Raw genomic sequence first — 22,875 nt, 5'->3', positions numbered from 1 at the left:
CTTATTGTTGGAATCTTTATATTTTAATCTCAATTCCCATCTGTTTCAAATGATGCTCCATATGCTTTATATAATCTTCAATAAGCCAGGCCAACGTTACATTGTTTTCGCCACCGTTATTGCATTCCCGTTGCATATCGGCTTCCGGGATACGTTTAACTACCTCAATAAGGTGCCGGTTGTACATCTGCCAGAAAGCTATAACATGTTTGCCTTCCATTTCGTTATAACGGCTGGATGCTACCCAGTTGTCCTGTTGGTAAGTGATTTTAGGTGCGTCCTCAAATTGCGCCCTGACAAATCTGTGTTGATTATTGGTTGCACTGTCTATAAGGTGGCCGATGATCTCTTTTTTGCTCCATTTATCAGAAGTTGGCTTATGGCTGAATTCCACTTCCGGGATAGCAAGGAGCTTTTCGGGGAGGGTAGTTATGAGATGTTGGAGGCGGTTTAACGGCATAATGATCTATTGTCTTTTAAGTACTTCATTTATTATTTCCTTTATAACCCCTGTGCCTATCACGTTTGGCCCTTCAACAAATATAAATTCGATTCCTTCTTCCAATCTTCCTGCAAAGTATGGGACTGCAATAATTTTTATGTAGGCATCGACAGTGTCTCCCGGATATACCTTTTCTCTATTTATAAAAGTTTGCATCCCGCAGGTATACATTTCATCAAAAGAAAACTTGATATCAGGACGATATCCTGATGATGCAGGAGTACTTCGCCCTCCTTCTTGGGTGGTTTTATAAGAAAGTGTAGCTATGAAATCCGCAGAAATGTTTTGCATGCTATAACTTTGAATATCCAAATATAATTCATTACTCATATAAATCCGCGAAAAATTCGCCCAAATCCGAAGCTTGTCCCTCAGCATGCGGGATCATCCACGTTCCTTTTTAGTTCTCATTCCCTTAACAAAATTCTCCCCGCAAATCCGTATCTTTACCCATTCAATTTTTGCCATGATAAAGACTGATCTTTCGACATTAGAACCGAAAAAGAATATACTCATAAAAGGCGCACAGCTGCACAACCTCAAGAACCTGGATGTGGCTATCCCGCGCAACAAGCTGGTGGTGGTTACCGGGCTTTCGGGCTCCGGGAAGTCGAGCCTTGCTTTTGATACCCTTTACGCCGAAGGCCAGCGCCGCTACGTGGAGAGCCTTTCGTCCTATGCACGCCAGTTCCTTGGCCGCCTCGACAAGCCAAAGGTGGAATACATCAAGGGTATTGCCCCTGCTATCGCCATCGAGCAGAAGGTGAACACCACCAACGCCCGCTCGACCGTGGGCACCAGCACTGAGATTTACGATTATCTCAAACTTCTTTTTGCCCGTGTGGGGCGAACTTACTCCCCTGTTTCAGGGCGCGAGGTGAAGAAGCACACCGTGACGGACATAATCAACGAGGTGAAGACTTTTGAGGCGGACAGCCGATGGCTGCTCCTTGCGCCCGTGCATACCGAAAAAGGCCGCACCATCGAAGAAAAGCTGGGCGTACTGCTGCAACAGGGCTTTGCACGTATTCTGGTCGATAACGAGACATTGCGCCTGGACGAACTGGAGGGCGTTGACTTTTCAAACAAAGAAGTGCTTTTGGTTGTCGACCGTATCGTGGTGAAGGACGAGGAGGAATTTTACAACCGCCTTGCCGATGCTGTGCAGACGGCCTTTTACGAAGGCAAGGGAGAAGCCTACCTGCAGCAGGTGTCAACCGGCAACCGCCTTGTTTACAGCAATAATTTTGAGTTAGATGGTATAAGCTTTCCGGAGCCGAACGTGCACCTTTTCAGCTTTAATAACCCGTATGGTGCGTGTCCGAGCTGCGAAGGCTACGGCAGCATTATCGGTATTGATGAAGAATTGGTGGTTCCAAACACTGCGTTGTCCATCTATGAAAATGCAATTTTCCCGTGGCGCGGCGAAAGTATGGGCTGGTACCGCGACCAATTGGTGAACAACAGCCACAAGTTTGATTTTCCGGTGCACAAGCCCTATTTCCAGCTATCGGAAAGCGACAGGCAGCTGGTATGGACAGGCAACAAATACTTTACCGGGCTCAACGATTTCTTTGCTGAGCTTGAAGAAAAAAACTATAAAATACAAAACCGCGTGATGCTTTCGCGCTACCGGGGCAAGACCAAATGCCCTGATTGCAAAGGCAAGCGCCTGAGGCCGGAAGCCAATTATATTAAGATCGGCGGACGCACCATAAGTGATCTGGTAGACCTTCCAATAAAGAATCTTGCCGAGTTTTTTGATAACCTCCAACTTAATGAATATGATACTACGGTGGCCAAGCGCCTTTTGGTGGAGATCAACAGCCGCATACGCTTTTTACAGGAGGTTGGGCTTAGCTACCTAACGCTAAACCGCCGTTCCAATACGCTTTCGGGCGGGGAGTCGCAGCGCATCAACCTGGCGACATCGCTGGGCAGCAGTCTTGTAGGCTCGATGTATATCCTCGACGAACCGAGCATCGGCCTGCATCCTAAAGACACCGAAAGGCTCATTGCGGTGCTCGAAGGCCTGCGCAACCTGGGCAACACCGTTATTGTGGTGGAGCACGACGAGGACATCATGAAGGCCGCCGACATGATCATCGACATCGGGCCTGAAGCGGGTTCGTTTGGTGGGGAGCTTGTGGCGCAGGGCACGTATGATGAGATACTGAAATCTGATTCGCTTACCGCGAAATACCTCAACGGCGACCTTGAGATTTCCGTACCGAAAAAACGCCGCAAGTTCAAGAACCATATCGACGTGATCGGCGCGCGGGAGAACAATCTGCAAAATATCGACGTAACGTTCCCGTTGGACTGCCTTACCGTGATCACGGGTGTTTCGGGCAGTGGCAAGAGTACGCTCGTTAAGAAAATATTGTTTCCTGCATTGCAAAAGAAACTGGAAGGTGTAGGCGAAAAGGCAGGGCAGTTCACCGAATTGCAGGGCAGCTACAGCCACATAAAGCATATTGAGTACGTAGACCAGAACCCGATAGGACGCAGCTCGCGTTCCAATCCGGTGACGTACATTAAGGCGTATGACGATATCCGCGACCTGTTCGCAAAGCAGAAATTATCCCAGCACAGGGGCTACCAAAGCAAGCATTTCTCCTTTAACGTAGATGGCGGGCGTTGCGATACCTGTAAAGGCGAAGGCGAAGTGACCATCGAGATGCAGTTCATGGCCGACGTGCACCTCGAGTGCGAGACCTGCAATGGCAAGCGTTTTAAGAAAGAAATACTCGAAATAACGTTTGAAGGCAAGAATATCGACGACGTGCTGACCATGACGGTAGACGATGCCGTAGCATTCTTCAGCGAGCACAAGCAGGCCAAGATCATGACCAAGTTGCAGCCATTGCAGGATGTCGGCCTTGGATATGTGCAGTTGGGGCAGTCCTCCTCTACCCTTTCGGGCGGTGAGGCGCAGCGTATCAAGCTGGCATCATTTCTTGTAAAAGGTGCGACCAAAGACAAAGTGCTTTTTGTTTTCGATGAGCCTACAACCGGCCTTCACTTTCATGATATCAGGAAGTTATTGGCCTCATTTGAAGCACTGCTTGACAAAGGGCATTCCATCATCGTGATCGAGCACAACCTTGACCTCATCAAGTGTGCCGACTACATCATCGACATCGGCCCTGAAGGCGGTGAGAACGGCGGGCACTTAGTGGCATTCGGGACACCGGAGGAAGTGGCGAAGAATAGTAAGAGTGTTACGGGGGAGTATTTACTCTCTAAGCTCTAAAGGTTAGGGGTTTCGGGTTTGGAGTTAAGGGTTGAAGTGCTGGCGCGAGCGTCACACTCGTGCAGGCACAGGCACTATAGCCCAAACATTATCGGCACGAGCGTGACACTCGCGCTAACGGGGGATCAGTGATCTGGGTGGTGAAAATGGTATTGTCGGGTAAAAATATAGAGATAATGAGAGACAAATTAGTACTTATTCTTGCATTTATAATAGTAATATTTAACGGCATTATCGGACACTTTTTTGCTCCCAATGGAATATCGTTCACACCAATTATAATAATTGCAACTACATCATTAGTTGCTTTTGGCACTAAGAATGTAAAGGCAATTTGGAAAAGTATTTTCGCCTTTCTATTTATAGCGCTCAATGATATTTTTATAAAGCTTTATTCTGGAGGAACACATGATAACGAAGGTCTTGAATGGATTCACTGTTTTACGCTCATCGGATTAATACCGTCTTTTATTATTTTATTGATTACAATTTTAAAATCCTTCGAATCGAAAATATTTAAAATTATAGCGATAATTTTGTTTCCTATATTAGTAGTAATCTATTTTCAGCTATTCCATGATTTAGGGCTTGGAAGGCATTACTGGTATGATTGGAACGGATAAGCAATAACGAAACAGGAATTCGTACAGTTTTTTATATTCCACAAATATTTTGCTATCGAATTTAAAAAGCGTGGAGGCTAAATTCACAACCGATAACCATTTATATTTATATCAACATTCTTTCCTACTTTTGAAAAATGTACGCACGGATCTTTTTTATAAAAGCAAGGGAAGCTAATAAAGCTGTCCTATTTCGGCATGGGCCTACGAAATGGACCCAAATGCTTATCTGGAATCTTGACAACGACAGCATTGAGCCCGGGCAATGGATCGATAAGAAAATACAGGTAAGGCGTTGCGATATTTCCCCTACAGGCACTTACCTGATTTATCTTATAGATCATGAGGAGTACCAGCCCAGCCGCATTATCACCCGCACTGTTATCAGCCGCCCGCCTTACTGGATGGACCTGGCAGCCTGGGAACACGAGAATACTTTATTTGGTACCGGCGGCGGATTATTTGATGACGAAAACACTATCGTGCTTAATGTCAATAACCCTGTTGAACCACTCTCCGGCCTGCCCATTCCTGCATCGGTAAAGATTGCGACTGTGAAAACGGGGAATGACTATAACGTTTGGAAAGGCCAAATCAATACACTGCTGGACCATCGCCTGCAAAGAGAGGGATGGGCTGAAATATCGGATGATAAATTTGTGGCTGCTGAAACTTCAGGGATAACACATAGAAATCCCAACCCTATTTGGGCTGAGCTACAACATGCAAGCCTTGAGCTGATAGTGCCCAAGCTTTGGAAAAAAGCAATTACAAACAGCACATCGCTACTCAGGATAAGTTTTTATCATAGTGAACACCGGAAAAATTTTGACTTTTTTTATATCGCAAAAAAAGACAAAAAGACGAAACTTAAGGGCATAAAATGGGCTGATACAGATAACAATAATAGGATTATTGCTACGAAAGAAGGGCGATTGTACGCATCGAAGGTTTTAGGTGATGGTTCGGTTGATTATGCTAATCTGGAATTAATTCTCGACCTGAACCCGCAACAACCGAAACGTATCCTTACACCCGAAAGCATGAAGCAATGGGTTTAAAATGATGAATTAATACTGTTGTATAGCACCATTCTGCCATCCTGATTATTTTCCTTTCTTACAATTAGATCATTACCAACCACCCGATAATCCTGATTACCCTTAGCTTAGTCAGAAATCACTTTTCCTTTCTTTCGGTATCTTTTTATTCCAGGTGACAAGCAGCAGGATAAAGATCACAAAGCAGATTAACGCCACTATATTGGTTTGTATAATAAACGCGTGTATGGCGGCAGCAGCAAGTATCGAGTTGGTTCGTATAACTGCGAATGTAAGCAGGAAAGAAAAGATGATGCAAAAAACCAGGAAGATCCAAAAGCCACCGTACTGGTTAAAGTTTTCAAAGATCAATAAGTGCCAGATCGCCCATAAAACTCCTGAGAGGAGGCTCTTAAACACGTAGTTCATTTTGCTTTGGCTTTCGATAAGGTAACCTCTCCAGGCATACTCTTCCATGATATTGTAAACCAGCGCAAACCCACAAAACATAGCGGCCCACAAATGGTTGTCAATTCCCTGGCTATTGTTTATACCGTACACCGAATAACAAATAAACAACACCGCCGGGAACAACAGGCTTTTCACTTTATTATCTCCCAATAACGTAATCTCCTGTTTCTGCCTGTCAAATGCATAGAATAAAAGGGCAACGGCCAGGGTTACCAAACCATGATTATAGTTAAACGGGAAAGATACATCTGTAATTTCGGACATAACCAGGCTGAATACGTTTGGCAGCTTGCGTGCGAAGTAGGTCCCGGTCAGGATAATTCCGTAAAAAGCTAATATCTTAAGCCAATTCGTTTGCTTAAACTGTTTCAGTAGTTCCATGTCACTCTTATTATGCGATATTGCTAACATAGTAATTCTCCCCAAAAAAGTGCCTCTATTGTAAATTTATTTTTACAAAGTTTTGTGATCTTTTAAACAGCGTTGGCAATAACATTTCATCAATGCTAACATCTATCCACTCGTTAAAGCTTTTTTAAAGAGGCCTTGTACCGTTTGCAGTTTTACCGGATATCTGTAAATTTGAAGTAAATAAAATTACATGCCTTACTATAAAGCCTTATTCCGTATGCCCGGCGGCAGAGAACTTGAAGCCCACCACGGTTACGTCCCTAATGAATTTTTCAACGCCTTGCAACAAGTCACCGAAGAGGATATTGTAGCCGTTTACGAAGATGGATTTGTATTATCCAATGAAATGCACGACAAGCTGGACAGGCCCGGTACTTATACAAGCTATGCTGCGGTTGGTATCAAGGCGGATGAAGGTTTTGATAAAATGCCCGGGTTTGGCCGTGAAATGCTGAAAAGATTGAAAATAGCTAACCACGCCAGGCCGTTGGCCGACAACCTTCATTACCAAGTATTTTATATAGAACATATCGAGACCCCGCCTGATGACGATTAAGCAAAAAATATTTAACCACATAGGCACATAGCTTTTAGAAAGGAATCATAAAACCCAATTAAGTGACACAGAGCATGAAGCTTCGCTTCACTATGTGCTAATATGTTTCCTTAAGTATCAATAGATCACAATAAACCTATATACCTATGTGGTTAATTTAAACTTTAAATGGTAAATGATTATCCCATAACACAATAGGTACGCAGAATATCAGTTATATAGGTAACCAACAAAACGACCTATGCAAAAACTATTACCTGCCCTGCTTGCCGTATTTGCCCTGATAGCATGCCAATGGGATAAAACCAAACCCGCATCTACTATCGTAAAAGCCCCTGCCGATTACGAAAACTTTAAAGCCTCTATAACCAAACACAAAGGGGAACTTTCGGGTAAGCCCTATAGCGAGGTTTCGGGTTATTTATTCCATTTGGTGAACGACAGCCTCCCCGCCTACTGGAACGGCACGCCCTGGGATTTTTACGGAATGACCAGAACCCCGCAGCAGGGTGAGATCGCCTGTGGCTATTTCGTTACCAATACGCTGGACGACCTTGGCTTTGCCATACAGCGCGCAAAGCTGGCCCAGTGTGCTTCGGGCGATATGATAAAAGTATTGTGTACCGACATCCATACTTTTTCGGGCATCAAAAAGTTTGAGGCCTATATGGAGAAGCAGCCGGAGAATTCCGTTTTCATCGTTGGGCTGGATTTCCATACGGGCTATATAGTAAAAGACACTTCGGGCAGTTATTTCCTGCATTCCAACTATATTAAAAGAAAAGGCGTAATGAAGGAAAAAATCAGTGAGTCGGCGGCTTTGGCAAACAATAAGTTCTTTATGATCGGGAGTTTGACGGGGAATAAAAAGCTGTTGAATAAATGGGTTGGTAAATAGTTTACAGCCTCTATCGCATAGACAGGCCGCGATCTCAATTCAGTGTGTTTATGCGATAACAATTGATTTTGCAATATCACAGCATTCCCTTACCTTAGTGGTTTGAAACTTTCTTAATGAAAGACTACTATAAAATACTTGGCGTTGCACCTGCCTCTTCCCCTGATGAGATAAAGAAAGCCTATCGCGTACTGGCTTTGCAGCATCATCCGGACAGGAATGAAGGTGATAGTGCCAGCGAGGAACGTTTCAAGGAGATCGCGGAATCGTATGAGATCCTGGGCGACTTCACCCGGAGGCAGGATTACGACTACCTGGTCGCCAACCCCGGGAAAGTATTGCGGACAGCAGATCCGAAAGCAAAAAAAACAGCTGCAACTTTCCTTATTATTTTTAAGGATATCAGGAACAGGGTGTTTAATGCCGGGGGTTATATCAACAAATATGCACTTTATAAGGTAATGGATGATGTGCTTTCCGAAGAGAACCTGGCGTTTTTAGTCCGTACCGGCGATGTATGTACCATCAACCTCATTATCGACGAAATACTTATTGCGGGCGTGTTCCTTAGTGACAGTTCAAAATCGTCAATCTATAACAAGCTGCTTGTGCTGGCTAACAGTGATCCGCGGACTGTGGAAAAGATCGCAGTAATGAATGAAAAAAGCGAAAGCCCCTACGAGGCGCCAGTGGCGGTCAATTCAAAAGAAGGCAATGGTAAAGCTTATTTTTTTATCCTGCTTATCGTTATAATCATTCTTGCACTGGCATTTTAACATAAGATCGCGAATATTAAATTTTCCCGAATTGAGATATTATTCTTTCATATATTGCGTTATGAATAGTATCAAATAAATTGATTCCCTGAATAATAAGCCTGATGAAGGACCATTACAAAATACTTGGCGTTAGCCCCGGTTCTTCACAGGACGAAGTCAAAAAGGCCTACCGGCTCCTTGCGCTCCGGCACCATCCCGACCGGAATAACGGCAGCCGCCAGAGTGAAGAGCTATTCAAAGAGATTTCGGAATCTTATTTTATACTCGTAGATAAATCAAGCCGTAAGGCGTATGACGATTGGCAGCACCAACAAAGCAAGCCGGCAACCGAAAGGCCGGAATCGGGGAACGCGATGGCTGTGTCTTTTCTTATGGTATTCAGGAATATCCGCGAAAGGGTTTTTAATACGGGCAGCCACATAGAAAGCGCTACTTTATTTGAGATCATTAATGAAGTGCTTTGTACCGAGAACCTTAACTACCTTGTAGATGTAGAAGATATTGCGACCAACGGGCTGATCATTGATGAACTGGTCATTGCCTCAAAATTTCTCGATGATCCGTCAAAAATAATTCTTTACAGGAAGCTCATAAGGCTTGCACATGGCAATGTAATGCTACGTGAAAAGGTATCTGTGCTCAGCAACATACGGTACAACCCCGTAAAAGAGCCCAAAGGCAATGACTATTCCGAAGACTATGCCTACCTGTTCGTAGTCTTTTTGATCGTCCTTATATTATTTGGGATTATAATGGGATAATTGCTACATTTACTTTAACCAATAATGTAAGCAATGAACCATAAAGGCAAATCCATCCGCCCATTCATCGGGGCTAAAGACTTCGAAATTTCCCGTGCATTTTACCGCGACCTGGGCTTTGAGGAAAATGTTATAAGCCATAATATGTCGGTCTTTCATAGTGGCGCACTGTCGTTCTACCTGCAGGACTATTATCTGAAAGACTGGGTAGACAACACTATGGTCTTTATGGAAGTAGATGATACCGAACGTTTCTACAAAGAGCTTGTGGCACTTAACCTGCCAAGCAAGTACGAGAATGTAAAAGTTGTACCGGTACGCACCATGGACTGGGGCAAGGAATGCTTTGTACACGACCCTTCAGGGATATTGTGGCACTTTGGGGAGTTTTTTAATTGATGATTTTTTACTGACTATTTTCTATTTATGCAGCGATCTATACTACCATTATTCATACTGTCATTGCTATTTGTGATGGTTTCCTGTGGTAAATCGAAAGAAAAGGATTTAGTCATAAAGGAAAATGATACCATTGTTGTATATAATGTCATGATGTATGCTAAACTTGGCGGATATATGGACGGCAATAAAAAGATTTTCAAGATAATTGATACTGCTTGTATAAATGCTGATTGTCGAGTTCAGAATGAAATAAAAAAATACGGCTATAAATATTTTTTGGGAGTTGGTTTGGGTACTACAGAATGTGAGATTGAATACCTTAAAAAAGCATTTTTAAAAAAAGGCATCAGGACTGATGTATATGGAGTTAGTTGTCTTGGGACACCGCCAGAAGACAAGTTTGGATATCTTTGCTATGAAAAAGCGATGAATGCCGCTGTTGAAGAAAAGTATGGTATTACATTTATTGATTCAATGGAAAAAGTTAGAATGCATGTACATGGAATATGCCGGACTAAATACTAAATGAAATAAGAATGAAAACAATACAACTACTTTTAATAACCCTCCTTTCCTTCTCTGCTTTCGCACAAAAGCAAAATACAGATTCCATCTATATGCGCCAGAACTATGAGAAGTTCGAGTACCGTATACCGATGCGGGATGGCGCGAAACTTTTTACAGTAGTGTATGTGCCAAAAGACAAGTCGAAGACCTACCCGATATTGATGAACCGCACGTGTTATAACGCTTCGAATTATGCCAACTTTGACCCCCATGGGCATCCGTCAACGTACCTTGTGCATGATAATTACATATTGGTATTCCAGGATGTGCGGGGGCGCTATATGTCGGATGGCGTGTTTGATAACATGACACCCAATATTACAGGCAATGACCGCAAGGATAAAAAAGCTATCGATGAAAGCTCCGACACCTATGATTCTATCGATTGGATGCTCAAAAATATAAAAGGCAACAATGGGAAAGTGGGGATATATGGCATCTCCTATCCGGGATTCTATAGCGCTGCGGCCCTCCCAGACGCGCACCCTGCATTGAAAGCCGTGTCTCCACAGGCACCGGTTTCGGATTTTTATTTTGACGATTTTCACCACATGGGCGCTTACCTTGAAAGCTATACTCCTGCCTTTGCGGTATTTGGTTACCAAAAGAAGGAAAACACTAAAGACAACTGGTTCGAAAACGAGATCATGCGCTTTTATACGAATCCGTCCCATGATGCTTATGACTTTTACCTGCGCCTTGGGCCTTTGAAAAATATTACTGAAAAATACCATTATGATAATTTCTTTTGGAAACAGGTTGTCGACCATCCTAATTATGATGAGTTCTGGCAGAAAAGGAGCATCCTCCCGCACCTTAAAAATATCACCCCTGCCGTGATGACGGTTGGCGGATGGTTTGATGCCGAAGACCTTTCCGGCCCGCTAAATATTTATAAAGCCATTGAAAAATCTACCCCGAAAGCTAAGAACACTATCGTAATGGGGCCGTGGTCGCACGGTGCATGGGCACATGAAGGCGGCAAATCTACCCACAACCATATTTACTTTGGCGACAGCATTGCTACTTTTTACCAAAAGGAGATTGAGCGTAAATTCTTTGCCCACTACCTCAAAGACGGTGCAAACCCCAACCTGCCGGAAGCCTATATGTTTGACACCGGTGTTAAGAAATGGAAAACCTTTGATGTATGGCCGCCAAAAGCCGCATCCAACACAAAGATTTATTTTGGCGAAAAAGGTAAGCTCGGCATCAATAAGCCAATAAATGACAAAGCTGTATTCGAATATATAAGCGACCCTGCCAAACCGGTTCCTTACACTTCGCAGATTGAGGGGCTGACGTTCACGCCGCGTAATTTTATGTCGGACGACCAACGGAATGCGTCACGCAGGCCGGATGTACTCACGTTTGAATCGGATGTGCTGACAGAAGATATGGAGTTTTCCGGAGAGATACTTGCCAAACTCGACGTTTCGATGACGGGTACTGATGCCGACTTCATCGTAAAGCTAATTGATGTGTATCCAGATGATGAGCCTAATTTTGAAGATAACCCGAAAAATATCATGATGGGTGATTACCAGCAGCTGGTACGCTCGGAAGTATTCCGCGGGCGTTTCAGGAACAGCTTTGAAAAACCCGAGCCTTTTGTACCCAATCAGATTACAAGGGTAAATGTTCCGCTGCAGGACATACTGCACACCTTTAAAAAAGGCCACCGCATAATGATACAGGTGCACAGCACTTGGTTCCCTTACATCGACCGCAACCCGCAGAAATATGTGGATAACATCTATAAAGCCAATGAGGAAGATTTTATAAAATCGACTATCAGGATTTACGGAAGCTCGGTTATAGAAATTGGAAAAAGATAGGCCAAAAAAAATGTATTATATCATTCAGGAAAATATATTTGAGGAACCAAATTATAATAAAATATTTGAGGAGTTAGAACGGCGTAATATTCCTTATGAAATTGTAAAAATTATGCCTTTTGCTGAAGCGTTTGAATTTGGTACATTTCATACGAACGTTTTCGTGTATGGTTCTGTGAAACTCGCGAAAATGGCGCAAAAATATGATTGGTATCCTGGTTCTTTTTACGGTGGTAACCATTCTTTTGAAATATATTCGAAATATTATGGCGAACATTTGCTGAACCATGACAGTATAATTTATAAACTTAGTGATACTTTAGAGTGGAAAGTTGGTGAGCAAAAATTCATTCGCCCTGCCAAAGATGCAAAGGTTTTTACCGGAAAGAAATTTACCGAAACTAAATGGAAAGATTTTGTTGAACAGGCGTTAACTAGCATGCCCCAAACTCTTTTAAACAACAATACACTTATTCAGGTTTCTTATCCGAAAACCATAATTAAGGAAGCCAGGATATGGATTGTGGAAGGAAAGGTTATTACAAGTTCCTATTATCTGTTTCATGGTGATTTGCCATTTGAAGAAAAAGTTTCAGAAGATGCACTGGCATTTGCTCAAAAAATGGCAGAGATATATGAAGTCGCTGATGCCTTTGTTATGGATGTTTGCCTTACTTCCGAAGGTTGGAAAATTGTTGAAGTTAATTGTGTCAACAGTGCCGGATTCTACAAAGCAGATGTTGGATTACTTATTGATGCATTAGAAAGAAAATTTAATCAAATATCTCAATAAAGTTGCGGTAGAGTAGCCAAGCACAAAACCACTTCTCCCTTTAGCCCTGATGGAAGCGGTATTCTGCTGTAGCAAAGCGAAAGCAGATAGAGCGGACAGCAGGTACGGACTTTCCTGAAAAAGACCTTTGCCTGCTGCTGCTAATCAAAAAATCTGTTAACACTTATCCTATCTAATGCGAACTCTTCGTAACTTAACCTTATGAAACTCGCAACCTATAATGTAAACGGTGTAAATGGAAGGCTGAATGTTCTCCTGAAATGGCTTGACGAAGCAAAACCCGATGTGGCCTGCCTCCAGGAACTGAAAGCCCCTCAGGAAAAATTCCCTATCGATGCTATTGATGCCGCAGGCTACCAGGCCATCTGGCACGGGCAGAAGCAATGGAACGGCGTAGCAATACTGGTACGTAACGGGCTCGAGATGAAGGAAGTCGGGCGCGGCCTGCCGGGCGATCCTGAAGATGTACAGAGCCGCTATATTGAGGCGCTTGTAAATGACGTACTCGTATGCTGCCTTTATCTCCCCAACGGCAATCCTGCACCGGGGCCGAAATTCGATTATAAGCTGAAGTGGTTCGAACGCCTCACTGTGCGCGCCAAACAGCTGCTGGAATTCAAGATCCCGGTAGTAATGATGGGTGATTTCAATGTGATGCCTACCGAACTGGATGTGTACAAGCCGGAACGCTGGGTGAACGATGCCCTCTTCCGTCCCGAGACGCGTCAGGCTTTCCACAACCTTGTAGCACAAGGCTGGACGGATGCCATACGCACCCTCTACCCTGACGAAAAGATATACACCTTTTGGGATTATTTTCGTAATGCCTATGGCCGCGATGCAGGCCTGCGTATCGACCATTTCCTTTTGAGCGATGAACTGAAAGGAAAACTGAAAGCCGGTGGTGTGGATAAGTATGTGCGGGGTTGGGAAAAAACCAGCGACCATGCACCGGTGTGGATTGAGCTCAAAGTTTAGTTTTTTTTTGAGATTAAATTACTTCTAAATTCAACCACATAGATACATAGGTTTCATAGTTATCTATTGTTGTTGAAGGAAACATATTTGCCATAGTGAAGCGAAGCTTCATGCTCTGTGTTCTTTTAATTGCACTTTACAATTTCGCCTAAGGCTATGTACCTATGTGGTTAAAATTAATTTTTTTAAAGTTTAGATGTTCTAAGCAACAAAAGATAATAATTTAAAAAGCCCGGCAGTTATCATTCTGTCGGGCTTTGTATTTTATAAAAGAATCGTTATTTCAACGCATCAAAATTTTTCTGCAATTTGTTATACTCTTTTCTGTCGGTTGGGTTCGCTATCAGCGCTTCAACTTTCGGGAGCTGTACTGCCGCATCGTCTTTTCGCTTGTGGTAAACTAAAAAATCAGCATAGTTCCAGTTGTTCAGGAAATATGATTTTATGGCAATGCTTTCCTTGTAATTGGCCTCAGCATTAATCAGGTCTTTATTCATGAGATAACACGACCCCAGCTGGTCATGGAGGAACGCTCTGTCGGTATCGTCCCATTCCTGGGTAAGCGCATCTTTATATACATCTATGGCCGCCTGGTATTTGCGGCCCATGATAAGCTTTCCTGCAGTATTGATAAAAGGTGTAGTCCTGCTGCTGGTTTCTGGAAATGACGACCTGTCAGAAGAAGCAGAATCCGCAACGCCTATTTCTCCTCCAAACACAGATTCCTTAAGATATTTTACCAGCTTGGCATCGGTATCGGTCTCATCAAAAAAATCCTGAAGCGGCTTATAGTTACCTTCATTCAGCACCACCGTAGCATTTACGGAATTTTTCATTTTATCATAAAGCGGGTCGATAAGCTTTGCGCCGGAAATGTTCATTTCGGCAAATACTTTCCTCAAAAGGTCCAGCACAGCAATAAGGTGCGCTTTCTGTTCCGGATTCAAATGATCGTTGAGCGGAATTACAAAAGCCTCGCCCAGCGCCCTCAGGGCAGCATTGGTTTCGCCGGCATCAAATTTTCGCTGCGCATCGATCAGTTTTTCCGGCGCTTTTTTCAGGTTGTTTTTTGCTGCGAACAGCGAATAGATAATAAAGAGTACGACTATGCCGCCGCCTATGTATACGTAAGTCATTATTTCCAGGTATTGTGCCGTTATGGGCAGATTATTTATTACAATTTTTTTAGTATTTCACATCTTTCATGTTCGCTCCTTTAAAAGTCGCATCGGTAGTATTAGCGCCTGTAAAATCGGCACCGGTACAGTTAGTGATCTCAAAATCAGCACCATCCAGGACTGTATTCCTGAAATTAGCCCCGGTTACATCCGAATCGGTAAAATCGACACTGGTCAGGTCAGCGCCTTCAAAATTCGCCCCACGGAAAAATCCGTTAGTAAACAACGATCCGGTGAGGTCGGCATCCCTAAAATCGACACCGTCTGCAATGCATCCCGTGAATTCGGAAGAACGCAGGTCCGCATCTTCAAAGCTGAAATCTTTAGGTATCGTTTTCATACCCGGCTTAAATTGTTTTCCCGCCTTTGTCTGTGTCATATAAATATTAAGCGGCAGGCTTGCAGTATAAAGCTGTTCAAAATGGCCGTCATCACCTCCCCCGTCAAGGAATTCGCTGTGCTGTTCCAGCATTTCATTGATCGTATCATGGCTTAGCTCCTCATTTTTCGCAAGGCTTTCTATAAGCTCATTATTAATCTCACTGCCCCTTGGCTCAACGTCCGATAGCGGGAAAAGCTCCCCAAGCGTATTATCCACACCTTCCTCCACATAAGTCAAAGGAATCTTATTGTCTTCGCCAATAGCTTCAAAATGGGCCATCATTTCTTCACGCACCTCTTTTTTTACTTCTTCGTCCTCGCTTCTAAGCTTATAAGATGTCAGCCATTCATTAGAAAAAGGCTTGATATTTATAAGCAGTATCTCTTCGAGGTTTAGCTGTAATTTCGCGGGAACATTTTTCGAAGGCATATTCAGGAAAGCGCCGAAATCATCCGGAGCATATTGTCCATGCCTGAAAAATATACTGATATCGTTTGATGCGCCGTTCATGCCTTTAATGCACCATAGCTCTACATTGTCCTGCCTGAACTCAATGGTGGCGTGTTCATTATTTTCGATAAGTGCTTTGAAATCGCCATGTTCTATAGCTATTTGGGTCACGCTGTTTAGGAGTGCCGTACAAAAATGGTTTCTTACCTCTTCAAAGGTCACATGGCCTTCAAACTCCAGGTAAAATTCTGCTCCAACACCATTATATTCCAAATTGGCATCAGAACGTTCGGAAGTATATACGTCGCTAAGGCCATCGGTGATTACAATGGTCGAATCTTTGGTATAGATCACCCGCAACACTTCCGATGTATGGTAATGGCTTCCCTCGGGCCAGCTATGGCTGCGGAAACCGCCTACGTTCAGGTAAATTGGCACCGGGAGCATGGTTCCCAAAGTCTTGTAAAATTCAGTCCTGAGGCGGATCGCTTCGGCCTGTGCATCTTTACGCTCTTTGTATTCGGGTGCAAGGTCAATGGTTTCGTTTTCCGGTTCCAACTCAGTAATTCCAAATTCAGGGAAGCCCGGTTTGGACTGCAACACAAATGTATCACCTTCCAGCTTATAATATAGCTTCTCCAGATGCCCGCCCAAGGCTTTATTTATGCATTTGATAAGGTTGGTATCCGCCGGCGATGAGCCCGAACTCGTCCGTGTAGAAAGCACTGTAGTCTCATCGGTATAAATGCCCAGCTCATCAGCCTGCTGTACAAACCTCATTATAGCTTCGGCACTTATAAATTCCGGATTATCGGTGGTGTAGCGCATAGCATCTTCCCTTATCGTTTTTTTCAGGTCTTCCAGTAAATGCGGAACATCCATCACAAGCATTTGCATCGGCTGGCCTTTTACATGGGTAAAACGCACCTTGGTATCGGCCGGTAGGTGATAATAAAGGTCGCTCAGGTTGAGGTTGCCCCTCATACCCCTGATTACATCATCAAGTTCTTTGAGGCCCTGTGTAAGTGTATCTTCAGGATTGTGTTCTGCGTGCCATGGGGTGTAGCTTTTCCCTTCATGTACCTGGAATACACTGCCGCCACTGCTGCCATATCTTGATTTATAAAATTCCTGGTGGTAGGTGCGCCCTTCTTTTAAGTGGGGCTCCAAATGCGCCGTGATGCGCTGCATTAGTTCCAGATGTTCGGTAGAAATATCCATTATTTTGGTTTAAGGTTATTGAGCCCCGAATATAGAAATTTTGGTTTTAAGTTAACTTTAAGAAGCGGATTATTACAAAATAAATGAACATTCGTAGGGATTTTGAGGATAAGCGTTTAAATCTTAAACAGATAACTATTGATAATAATGCTAAAAAATCTATACACCATTAGACTATAAATTAAATTCAAACAGTTTTTAAAAATATTTTTACCGGCTAAAATTATGATTATCAACGCCAAACTATAAGATAATATCTTAACTATAACGTTTGCGAAGTTTGGCACGGCATTTGGATTGTGGTAATCAGGAACAAAATTAAAGTTCCTGCGGAAGCCGAAAAGCACAGAGTAGGTACCATATTAAATTTTAAATGTCATGAAAAAAATTACCTTTTTAGTTGCCGGATTACTCCTAAGCGGTAGCCTGGCCTTAGCGTCAGAATCAACAATTTTTTCTGGCAACCCAACACATTACGCAATTGATTACAGGGAAGCCGAACCTATCGTGTTCATGGAGCGCGGCATTGAGTTCCTTGTTTTTCCTAACGGCGAAATGGATTTTAATACTCAGCCTTCTACCGGCAGTGGCACTTACTACCGCAGGAGCGACCGGAACCAGAGCAACGCTACTTATGGCGCACCCGGCACTTACAGCAACGGACGTGGCGTACGGGTAGAACACGATTACAACGGCCGTGTACGACGCGTAGGCAACGTGTTCATCAACTACGACGCAATAGGCCGTGTAAAGCGTATCGGGACTGTGTACATGAGCTATAACAGCTTTGCGCTGGCACAGATAGGAAACCTTCGCCTCATATATAACCGTTCAGGCCATATTGTAGACGCTATCGGCTACATCAACGCTAACAACAGGAGCTACGTTTACGATGCATGCCCTGCCACAGGCTACTATGACGGTAACTACCAACAGGGAGGCTACAACGGAGGCACAACCGACTATGACGACAACGATGTTTACTATCGCAAGCCTGCTACAAGTACAAGGGGATAACATACTATTCACAAACGGAAGCCGCTTTTTTGAGCGGCTTTTTTAATTTTGAATTGTAAGATAATTTTTAACAGCCGGCAGCGTTGATATCATATCAACACTGATCAAGCTATGTTCACCTTCAAAAGAAATTATTTCATAATTACAATCCTGCTATTTGTTATCGAAGTCGTTATAGCGCTCTACGTGCATGACAGGATCATCAGGCCTTATATCGGCGATGTGTTGGTTGTCATTCTTATCTATTGCTTTATAAAATCGTTTTTCAGGGTGCCGGAAACTCCTGTAGCAATAGGCGTACTGCTCTTTGCTTTTTTGGTGGAGACCCTTCAATACCTGAAAATCATTGAAGTGCTGGGCCTGCAGGATTCAAAATTTTTCAGGACAGTTATTGGGACATCTTTTGCATGGATGGACATCCTTACGTATATCATTGGAATTGCAATTGTAATAATAGTCGAGAAAAGCAGAAAAAAATAGATATTTAAGTTAATGACGTAAATATTAACTTTTTCTTTACATTTGATTTTTTGTAGGATTTTTTTTGTTTCCCAATCGATGAAATTAACCCGATACTACCTTATAGCGTTGGTGCTTGTTTTGTTTTCATGTACCAACGAAAACGGCCGTACAAGTATTGAAACCGGTTACCAGCCCGGCGTAGTGATTACTTTTGATGATGATTATATAGACGACTGGGCCGATGTTCACCAGGCATTAAAACCTACAGGCTGGAAGGCTACTTTCTTTGTAACAAAATTTGGTACGCTTAACAGTTCACAAATTGGGGAGCTGCATACGTTGAAAGACTACGGGCATGAAATTGCAGCCCATGGACTAAACCATCTCGATGCGCGCAACTACATAGCCCAGCACGGAGCCGATGCTTACCTTGAAACTGAAATTTACCCTATGATGGCGCTGATGGATGCCAACCAGCTTCATGCCGAATCGTTTGCTTATCCTTTCGGCTCGAGGAATGCAACAACAGATGGTGTCCTCTTAAAAGAATTTGGTATGGTGCGGGGCACAACCTATGGGCAGCTGCCACCCTCTTCGCAAAATTGTTATTATACGGGCAACCATCTTGTATACGGGCTTGGCCTCGATAAAAGCTATCCTCATTTTAGCGTTCCCTATTTCCTGTCGCTTTTAGAATATGCCCGCGACCATAATAAGATTGTAATCTTTTATGCGCATCGTCCGGTTGAAGCCGTTAATGGAGAATACGAAACGGACTATGACACGCTTTTTGCCATCTGCGACTACGTGAAAACAAATAATATGAGGTTTTACAGGATCTCGGATCTTGAAAATTTATGATTTCAGGGATTGTGATTACATACCGCTAATTATGCCTACTGCCATAGTTTTCGCGGCAGATGCATACAAATGATAATAAATAGTGGCCATTACCATGACAGGTGCAATAGTTTCGTCGTGGATTTCCGTTCTAATTTTAGTCTTAAATCCCTGGCTGGAAACTACCACGACAAGATCGGTTTTATCCTTATCTATAAGCCGCGTTCCCGGCTTAAACCATTTCCCAATGATACTGTAACCCATATCCTCATTACCTGATTGTAATGTGGCACCTCCCCAAATTTTATCATATTTAAATCTGAAGAGTATTGTATCATTATGTTTCAATATTTTATTTGCACTTTTTGGGTTTTCCTGTTCGGTTCGGTAGATGTTCCCATCAACAATAATCGCTGCCCCGAATCCTTTATCATCAAAAATGATTTGCCCGTAAACAGAGTCACCATTATAAATTGTATATAATTTATCCTGTCTTTTTACTGTAAGCTCTTTCATGCAATAAAATTACTGAAATAGATCGTGATATCAAATATCAATCCGTTTATGGAAGTCTTTGGGGGATTGATTATATTCGTTAGGAATATAACCCGAATGAACACAGATATAAACACAACAAGAACCACCTCATCACGTCTAAGGTCTATTATCAGCGGCTCTGCCGGCAACCTTGTAGAATGGTATGACTGGTATGCCTATTCTGCCTTTTCTATCTACTTTGCGCCGGTTTTCTTTCCGGAAAGCGACAGCACCGCACAACTGCTTAATACGGCGGGCATTTTTGCGGTCGGGTTCCTGATGCGCCCCATTGGCGGGTGGCTTTTTGGCAGCCTGGCGGATAAAGTGGGACGTAAATACTCGATGACATTATCGGTATTGCTCATGTCGTCGGGTCGCTGCTTATTGCACTGACACCTTCATACGCCACTATTGGTGTGCTGGCACCGGCGCTTTTATTGCTTGCCAGGCTATTGCAGGGCCTGAGCGTTGGCGGCGAATACGGTATTTCGGCCACGTACCTAAGCGAAATGGCCACAGCAAATAACAGGGGATTTTATTCGAGCTTTCAGTATGTTACCCTCATTGGCGGCCAGCTTATAGCATTAGGCATACAGCTTGCACTACAAAAGCTTTTCCTTACCGAAGTGCAATTGAGCGAATGGGGCTGGCGGATACCATTTGCTATTGGCGCGGTTTTGTCTTTAGTCGCGCTCTATCTTCGTTCCCACATGGAAGAAACCCCCGAATTTGAAAAAACGGAAACACCGGCTAGTATAAAAAAGGGAAACGGCTCACTAAAAGAACTCTTCCGTCATCCAAAGGCCCTGCTTACCGTAGTAGGCCTTACCATGGGCGGTACGCTGGCCTTTTATACCTACAGCACCTATATGCAAAAATTCCTTGTCAATACCGGACAGCTTACCAAAAGTGAGTCAACGCTTATCATCTTCCTGTCGCTAATACTGTTCGCAGCACTCCAGCCCTTGTTTGGCGCCTTGTCTGATAAGATAGGCCGCAAGCCCCTGCTGACAGGTTTCGGGATATTAGGCACACTTGCCACCTATCCGCTGCTTTCGGGCATAAGTGCGGCCACTGGAAAATGGGAAGCTTTCGGGCTTATTATGATAGCACTCATTATTGTGAGCGGTTATACTTCTATTAATGCCGTAGTAAAGGCCGAACTCTTCCCAACAGCAATACGCGCACTGGGCGTTGGCTTCTCCTACTCTGTTTCGGTGGCAGTATTTGGCGGCACAGCCGAATATATCGCACTGTCATTTAAGGAGTCCGGCCATGAAACGTATTTTTATTGGTATGTGACAGGTTGTATTTTCTTATCTCTGCTGGTGTATATTACCATGAAAGACACAGCAAAAACAGGCACATTCACCAAAAATAATTGTAATAAAAATAATTACATTAATATCAGGTTTTGGCACACAACTTGCAATAGACATTATACATGGATCTCATTCATGAGCTTTGTAATAATTGGTTGGTTGGTTTGTTAAGTCCCGTCATCTCACGCAGATGGCGGGATTTTTTTATTCAGACTGTTAGATATTAGACTTTTAGATTTTTAGACAGGAATCAAACTTTATTACTTTGAAACTTTGCTACTTTGCAATTCCTCTTAAAACCTTAGCCAACTCCCCGGTCAAATTCTTACGGGAATATTGCTGCAGCCCAACAGGATGTGATTTCAAATTGCCTTGGGAATAGGCTTCGAAATAGTTCAGTATACCCTGCTTAAGCTTTGCTTTTTCATCATACGTGACAAAAATACCTGTGTTTGTAGACCTCATAATTTCAGCAAAATCAGCATCCTTTGGACCGATAGCTACTATCGGCCTTTCGGAAACCATATACTCGAAGAGCTTTCCGGGAATGATGCATTTGGTATCGTCACTATCAATTTCGACCAATAAAAGCACCTGCGATCTCCGCTGCTCTGCTATCGCCTTTTCGTGCGGTACATAACCTAAATTATTTATATAAACATCCAACTTCATGCTGGCGATGGAATTCAGCACTTCCTGGCTAACTGCACCGATGAGCTTTAGTTCAAATTGCGATTTGAATTCTTCATTTTCCAAAACCAGTTCTGACAAAGCTTCCCATAATATTGCGGGGTTGCGCTCTGAAAGGAACGACCCGATGTGCGCCAGCGTGAATTTCCCATCCAAAGGCTGTTTCGCTATTTTTTCAACATCATAGCCATTGGTGATCACATGGATAGGCCTTGAAGTCAGTGCTTCAAACTCCTTTTTGGTGGTCGGGCTGGTTACAAGGATTGTATCTGCCGATGTAAGTACCTGCTTTTCGAGCAATTTATGCTTTTTTTCTGCGGAAGCAGAAAGCCTCAGTTCTTTGTGGTAACCTATGGTCGTCCAGGGATCACGGAAATCGGCCACCCATTTTATGTCTATTTTTTGCTTTAGCTTCAACCCTATCAGGTGCAGGCTGTGCGGCGGCCCGGTGGTGATTACAGTGTTAATGTCATTTTCCTGAATATATTTGGAAAGAAATGCAACGGATGGCTTTACCCACAGCACACGTGCATCGGGAATGAACAGGTTGCCCCGCACCCACAGCATCATACGCTGAACAAAGGACTGCTTCTTTTTATTCGGGATAATACCCGAGCTTATTTTTTTGGTACTCCCTTTCGAGAACATCGAAGCCCAGGCATACGGCTCAGTAATCTTTTGCTTTATGATCGTCACATCAGGATTTACTTCACTCAGCAATCCCTCATCAAGTAATGGGTAGGTAGGGTTCTCAGGGATGTAGACAACAGGCTCGATACCATACTCAGGCAGGTACTTCACAAATTTCAGCCAGCGCTGTACGCCCGGCCCACCCGCAGGCGGCCAATAGTAGGTGACTATGAGAACCTTTTTCAAGATCGTTAGATATTAGATTACTAGA

General features: G+C 43.4%; 22 protein-coding genes and 1 pseudogene. 16 read left to right on the top strand and 7 right to left on the bottom strand.

What is annotated here, in order from left to right; genetic code table 11:
• Positions 1-16: 16 nt before the first annotated feature.
• Both HYN59_RS12730 and HYN59_RS12725 read right to left on the bottom strand, forming a co-directional pair.
• Positions 17-460, bottom strand: coding sequence for a DinB family protein (locus HYN59_RS12730; RefSeq protein ID WP_108778618.1), 444 nt, complete (start codon positions 458-460; stop codon positions 17-19).
• 6 nt (positions 461-466) lie between these two features.
• Positions 467-832, bottom strand: coding sequence for a hypothetical protein (locus HYN59_RS12725; protein WP_108778617.1), 366 nt, complete (start codon positions 830-832; stop codon positions 467-469).
• Between the two features lie 136 nt (positions 833-968).
• Between HYN59_RS12725 and uvrA the strand changes: the two genes are divergently transcribed.
• The 3 genes from uvrA to HYN59_RS12710 all read left to right on the top strand — a co-directional run bounded on the left by uvrA (position 969) and on the right by HYN59_RS12710 (position 5,442).
• Positions 969-3,758 (top strand): excinuclease ABC subunit UvrA, encoded by a 2,790-nt coding sequence (gene uvrA, locus HYN59_RS12720; protein WP_108778616.1) that lies wholly within the window; start codon positions 969-971, stop codon positions 3,756-3,758.
• Positions 3,759-3,934: 176 nt separating this feature from the next.
• Positions 3,935-4,381, top strand: coding sequence for a hypothetical protein (locus tag HYN59_RS12715; protein ID WP_108778615.1), 447 nt, complete (start codon positions 3,935-3,937; stop codon positions 4,379-4,381).
• 221 nt (positions 4,382-4,602) lie between these two features.
• Positions 4,603-5,442 (top strand): hypothetical protein, encoded by an 840-nt coding sequence (locus HYN59_RS12710; protein WP_146185934.1) that lies wholly within the window; start codon positions 4,603-4,605, stop codon positions 5,440-5,442.
• Between the two features lie 111 nt (positions 5,443-5,553).
• Here HYN59_RS12710 and HYN59_RS12705 read toward each other — a convergent pair whose 3' ends face one another.
• Positions 5,554-6,273 carry a CPBP family intramembrane glutamic endopeptidase gene (locus HYN59_RS12705; RefSeq protein ID WP_245895567.1) on the bottom strand — a complete coding sequence of 240 codons (720 nt, stop codon included), beginning with the start codon at positions 6,271-6,273 and terminating at the stop codon, positions 5,554-5,556.
• 220 nt (positions 6,274-6,493) lie between these two features.
• Here HYN59_RS12705 and HYN59_RS12700 point away from each other — a divergent pair, with 220 nt between their 5' ends.
• The 9 genes from HYN59_RS12700 to xth all read left to right on the top strand — a co-directional run bounded on the left by HYN59_RS12700 (position 6,494) and on the right by xth (position 13,875).
• Positions 6,494-6,859 (top strand): hypothetical protein, encoded by a 366-nt coding sequence (locus tag HYN59_RS12700; protein WP_108778613.1) that lies wholly within the window; start codon positions 6,494-6,496, stop codon positions 6,857-6,859.
• Positions 6,860-7,100: 241 nt separating this feature from the next.
• On the top strand, positions 7,101-7,757 hold the full coding sequence (locus HYN59_RS12695; RefSeq protein WP_108778612.1) for a hypothetical protein: 657 nt from the start codon (positions 7,101-7,103) through the stop codon (positions 7,755-7,757).
• 116 nt (positions 7,758-7,873) lie between these two features.
• Positions 7,874-8,533: a DnaJ domain-containing protein gene (locus HYN59_RS12690; protein ID WP_108778611.1), complete on the top strand. Its 660-nt coding sequence runs from the start codon at positions 7,874-7,876 to the stop codon at positions 8,531-8,533.
• Between the two features lie 104 nt (positions 8,534-8,637).
• A complete protein-coding gene (locus HYN59_RS12685) occupies positions 8,638-9,297 on the top strand; it encodes a J domain-containing protein (protein ID WP_108778610.1) in 660 nt (219 codons plus the stop codon).
• A gap of 33 nt (positions 9,298-9,330) precedes the next feature.
• Positions 9,331-9,696 (top strand): VOC family protein, encoded by a 366-nt coding sequence (locus HYN59_RS12680; protein WP_108778609.1) that lies wholly within the window; start codon positions 9,331-9,333, stop codon positions 9,694-9,696.
• A gap of 27 nt (positions 9,697-9,723) precedes the next feature.
• Entirely contained in the window at positions 9,724-10,224 is a 501-nt protein-coding gene (locus HYN59_RS12675; RefSeq protein WP_108778608.1) for a hypothetical protein, read from the top strand.
• Positions 10,225-10,235: 11 nt separating this feature from the next.
• Positions 10,236-12,104, top strand: a complete 1,869-nt coding sequence (locus tag HYN59_RS12670) for a CocE/NonD family hydrolase (protein ID WP_108778607.1) — start codon at positions 10,236-10,238, stop codon at positions 12,102-12,104.
• Between the two features lie 10 nt (positions 12,105-12,114).
• A complete protein-coding gene (locus tag HYN59_RS12665; RefSeq protein ID WP_108779735.1) occupies positions 12,115-12,897 on the top strand; it encodes an ATP-grasp domain-containing protein in 783 nt (260 codons plus the stop codon).
• Between the two features lie 201 nt (positions 12,898-13,098).
• A complete protein-coding gene (xth, locus tag HYN59_RS12660) occupies positions 13,099-13,875 on the top strand; it encodes an exodeoxyribonuclease III (RefSeq protein WP_108778606.1) in 777 nt (258 codons plus the stop codon).
• Positions 13,876-14,153: 278 nt separating this feature from the next.
• On the opposite strand, the gene HYN59_RS12655 is transcribed toward xth, so the two are convergent.
• Together HYN59_RS12655 and HYN59_RS12650 are read right to left on the bottom strand one after the other, a co-directional pair.
• Positions 14,154-15,011 carry a tetratricopeptide repeat protein gene (locus HYN59_RS12655; protein ID WP_108778605.1) on the bottom strand — a complete coding sequence of 286 codons (858 nt, stop codon included), beginning with the start codon at positions 15,009-15,011 and terminating at the stop codon, positions 14,154-14,156.
• Between the two features lie 49 nt (positions 15,012-15,060).
• Entirely contained in the window at positions 15,061-17,106 is a 2,046-nt protein-coding gene (locus HYN59_RS12650; RefSeq protein WP_108778604.1) for a pentapeptide repeat-containing protein, read from the bottom strand.
• A gap of 378 nt (positions 17,107-17,484) precedes the next feature.
• Between HYN59_RS12650 and HYN59_RS12645 the strand changes: the two genes are divergently transcribed.
• From HYN59_RS12645 to HYN59_RS12635, 3 genes are all read left to right on the top strand, one after another.
• Positions 17,485-18,123 (top strand): hypothetical protein, encoded by a 639-nt coding sequence (locus tag HYN59_RS12645; protein WP_108778603.1) that lies wholly within the window; start codon positions 17,485-17,487, stop codon positions 18,121-18,123.
• 111 nt (positions 18,124-18,234) lie between these two features.
• Positions 18,235-18,603 (top strand): ribosomal maturation YjgA family protein, encoded by a 369-nt coding sequence (locus HYN59_RS12640; protein WP_108778602.1) that lies wholly within the window; start codon positions 18,235-18,237, stop codon positions 18,601-18,603.
• Positions 18,604-18,681: 78 nt separating this feature from the next.
• Positions 18,682-19,446, top strand: coding sequence for a polysaccharide deacetylase family protein (locus HYN59_RS12635; RefSeq protein WP_108778601.1), 765 nt, complete (start codon positions 18,682-18,684; stop codon positions 19,444-19,446).
• 15 nt (positions 19,447-19,461) lie between these two features.
• Here HYN59_RS12635 and HYN59_RS12630 read toward each other — a convergent pair whose 3' ends face one another.
• On the bottom strand, positions 19,462-19,941 hold the full coding sequence (locus HYN59_RS12630) for a hypothetical protein (RefSeq protein WP_108778600.1): 480 nt from the start codon (positions 19,939-19,941) through the stop codon (positions 19,462-19,464).
• Between the two features lie 48 nt (positions 19,942-19,989).
• Between HYN59_RS12630 and HYN59_RS12625 the strand changes: the two are divergent.
• Positions 19,990-21,455, top strand: a pseudogene (locus HYN59_RS12625) (MFS transporter).
• Positions 21,456-21,560: 105 nt separating this feature from the next.
• Here HYN59_RS12625 and HYN59_RS12620 read toward each other — a convergent pair.
• On the bottom strand, positions 21,561-22,850 hold the full coding sequence (locus tag HYN59_RS12620) for a glycosyltransferase family 4 protein (RefSeq protein WP_108778599.1): 1,290 nt from the start codon (positions 22,848-22,850) through the stop codon (positions 21,561-21,563).
• Positions 22,851-22,875 lie beyond the last annotated feature (25 nt).

Source organism: Flavobacterium album (assembly GCF_003096035.1).
Lineage (GTDB): Bacteria > Bacteroidota > Bacteroidia > Flavobacteriales > Flavobacteriaceae > Flavobacterium > Flavobacterium album.
The sequence above is the reverse complement of the archived record's forward strand: the minus strand, read 5'-3'. Positions and strand labels throughout refer to the sequence as shown.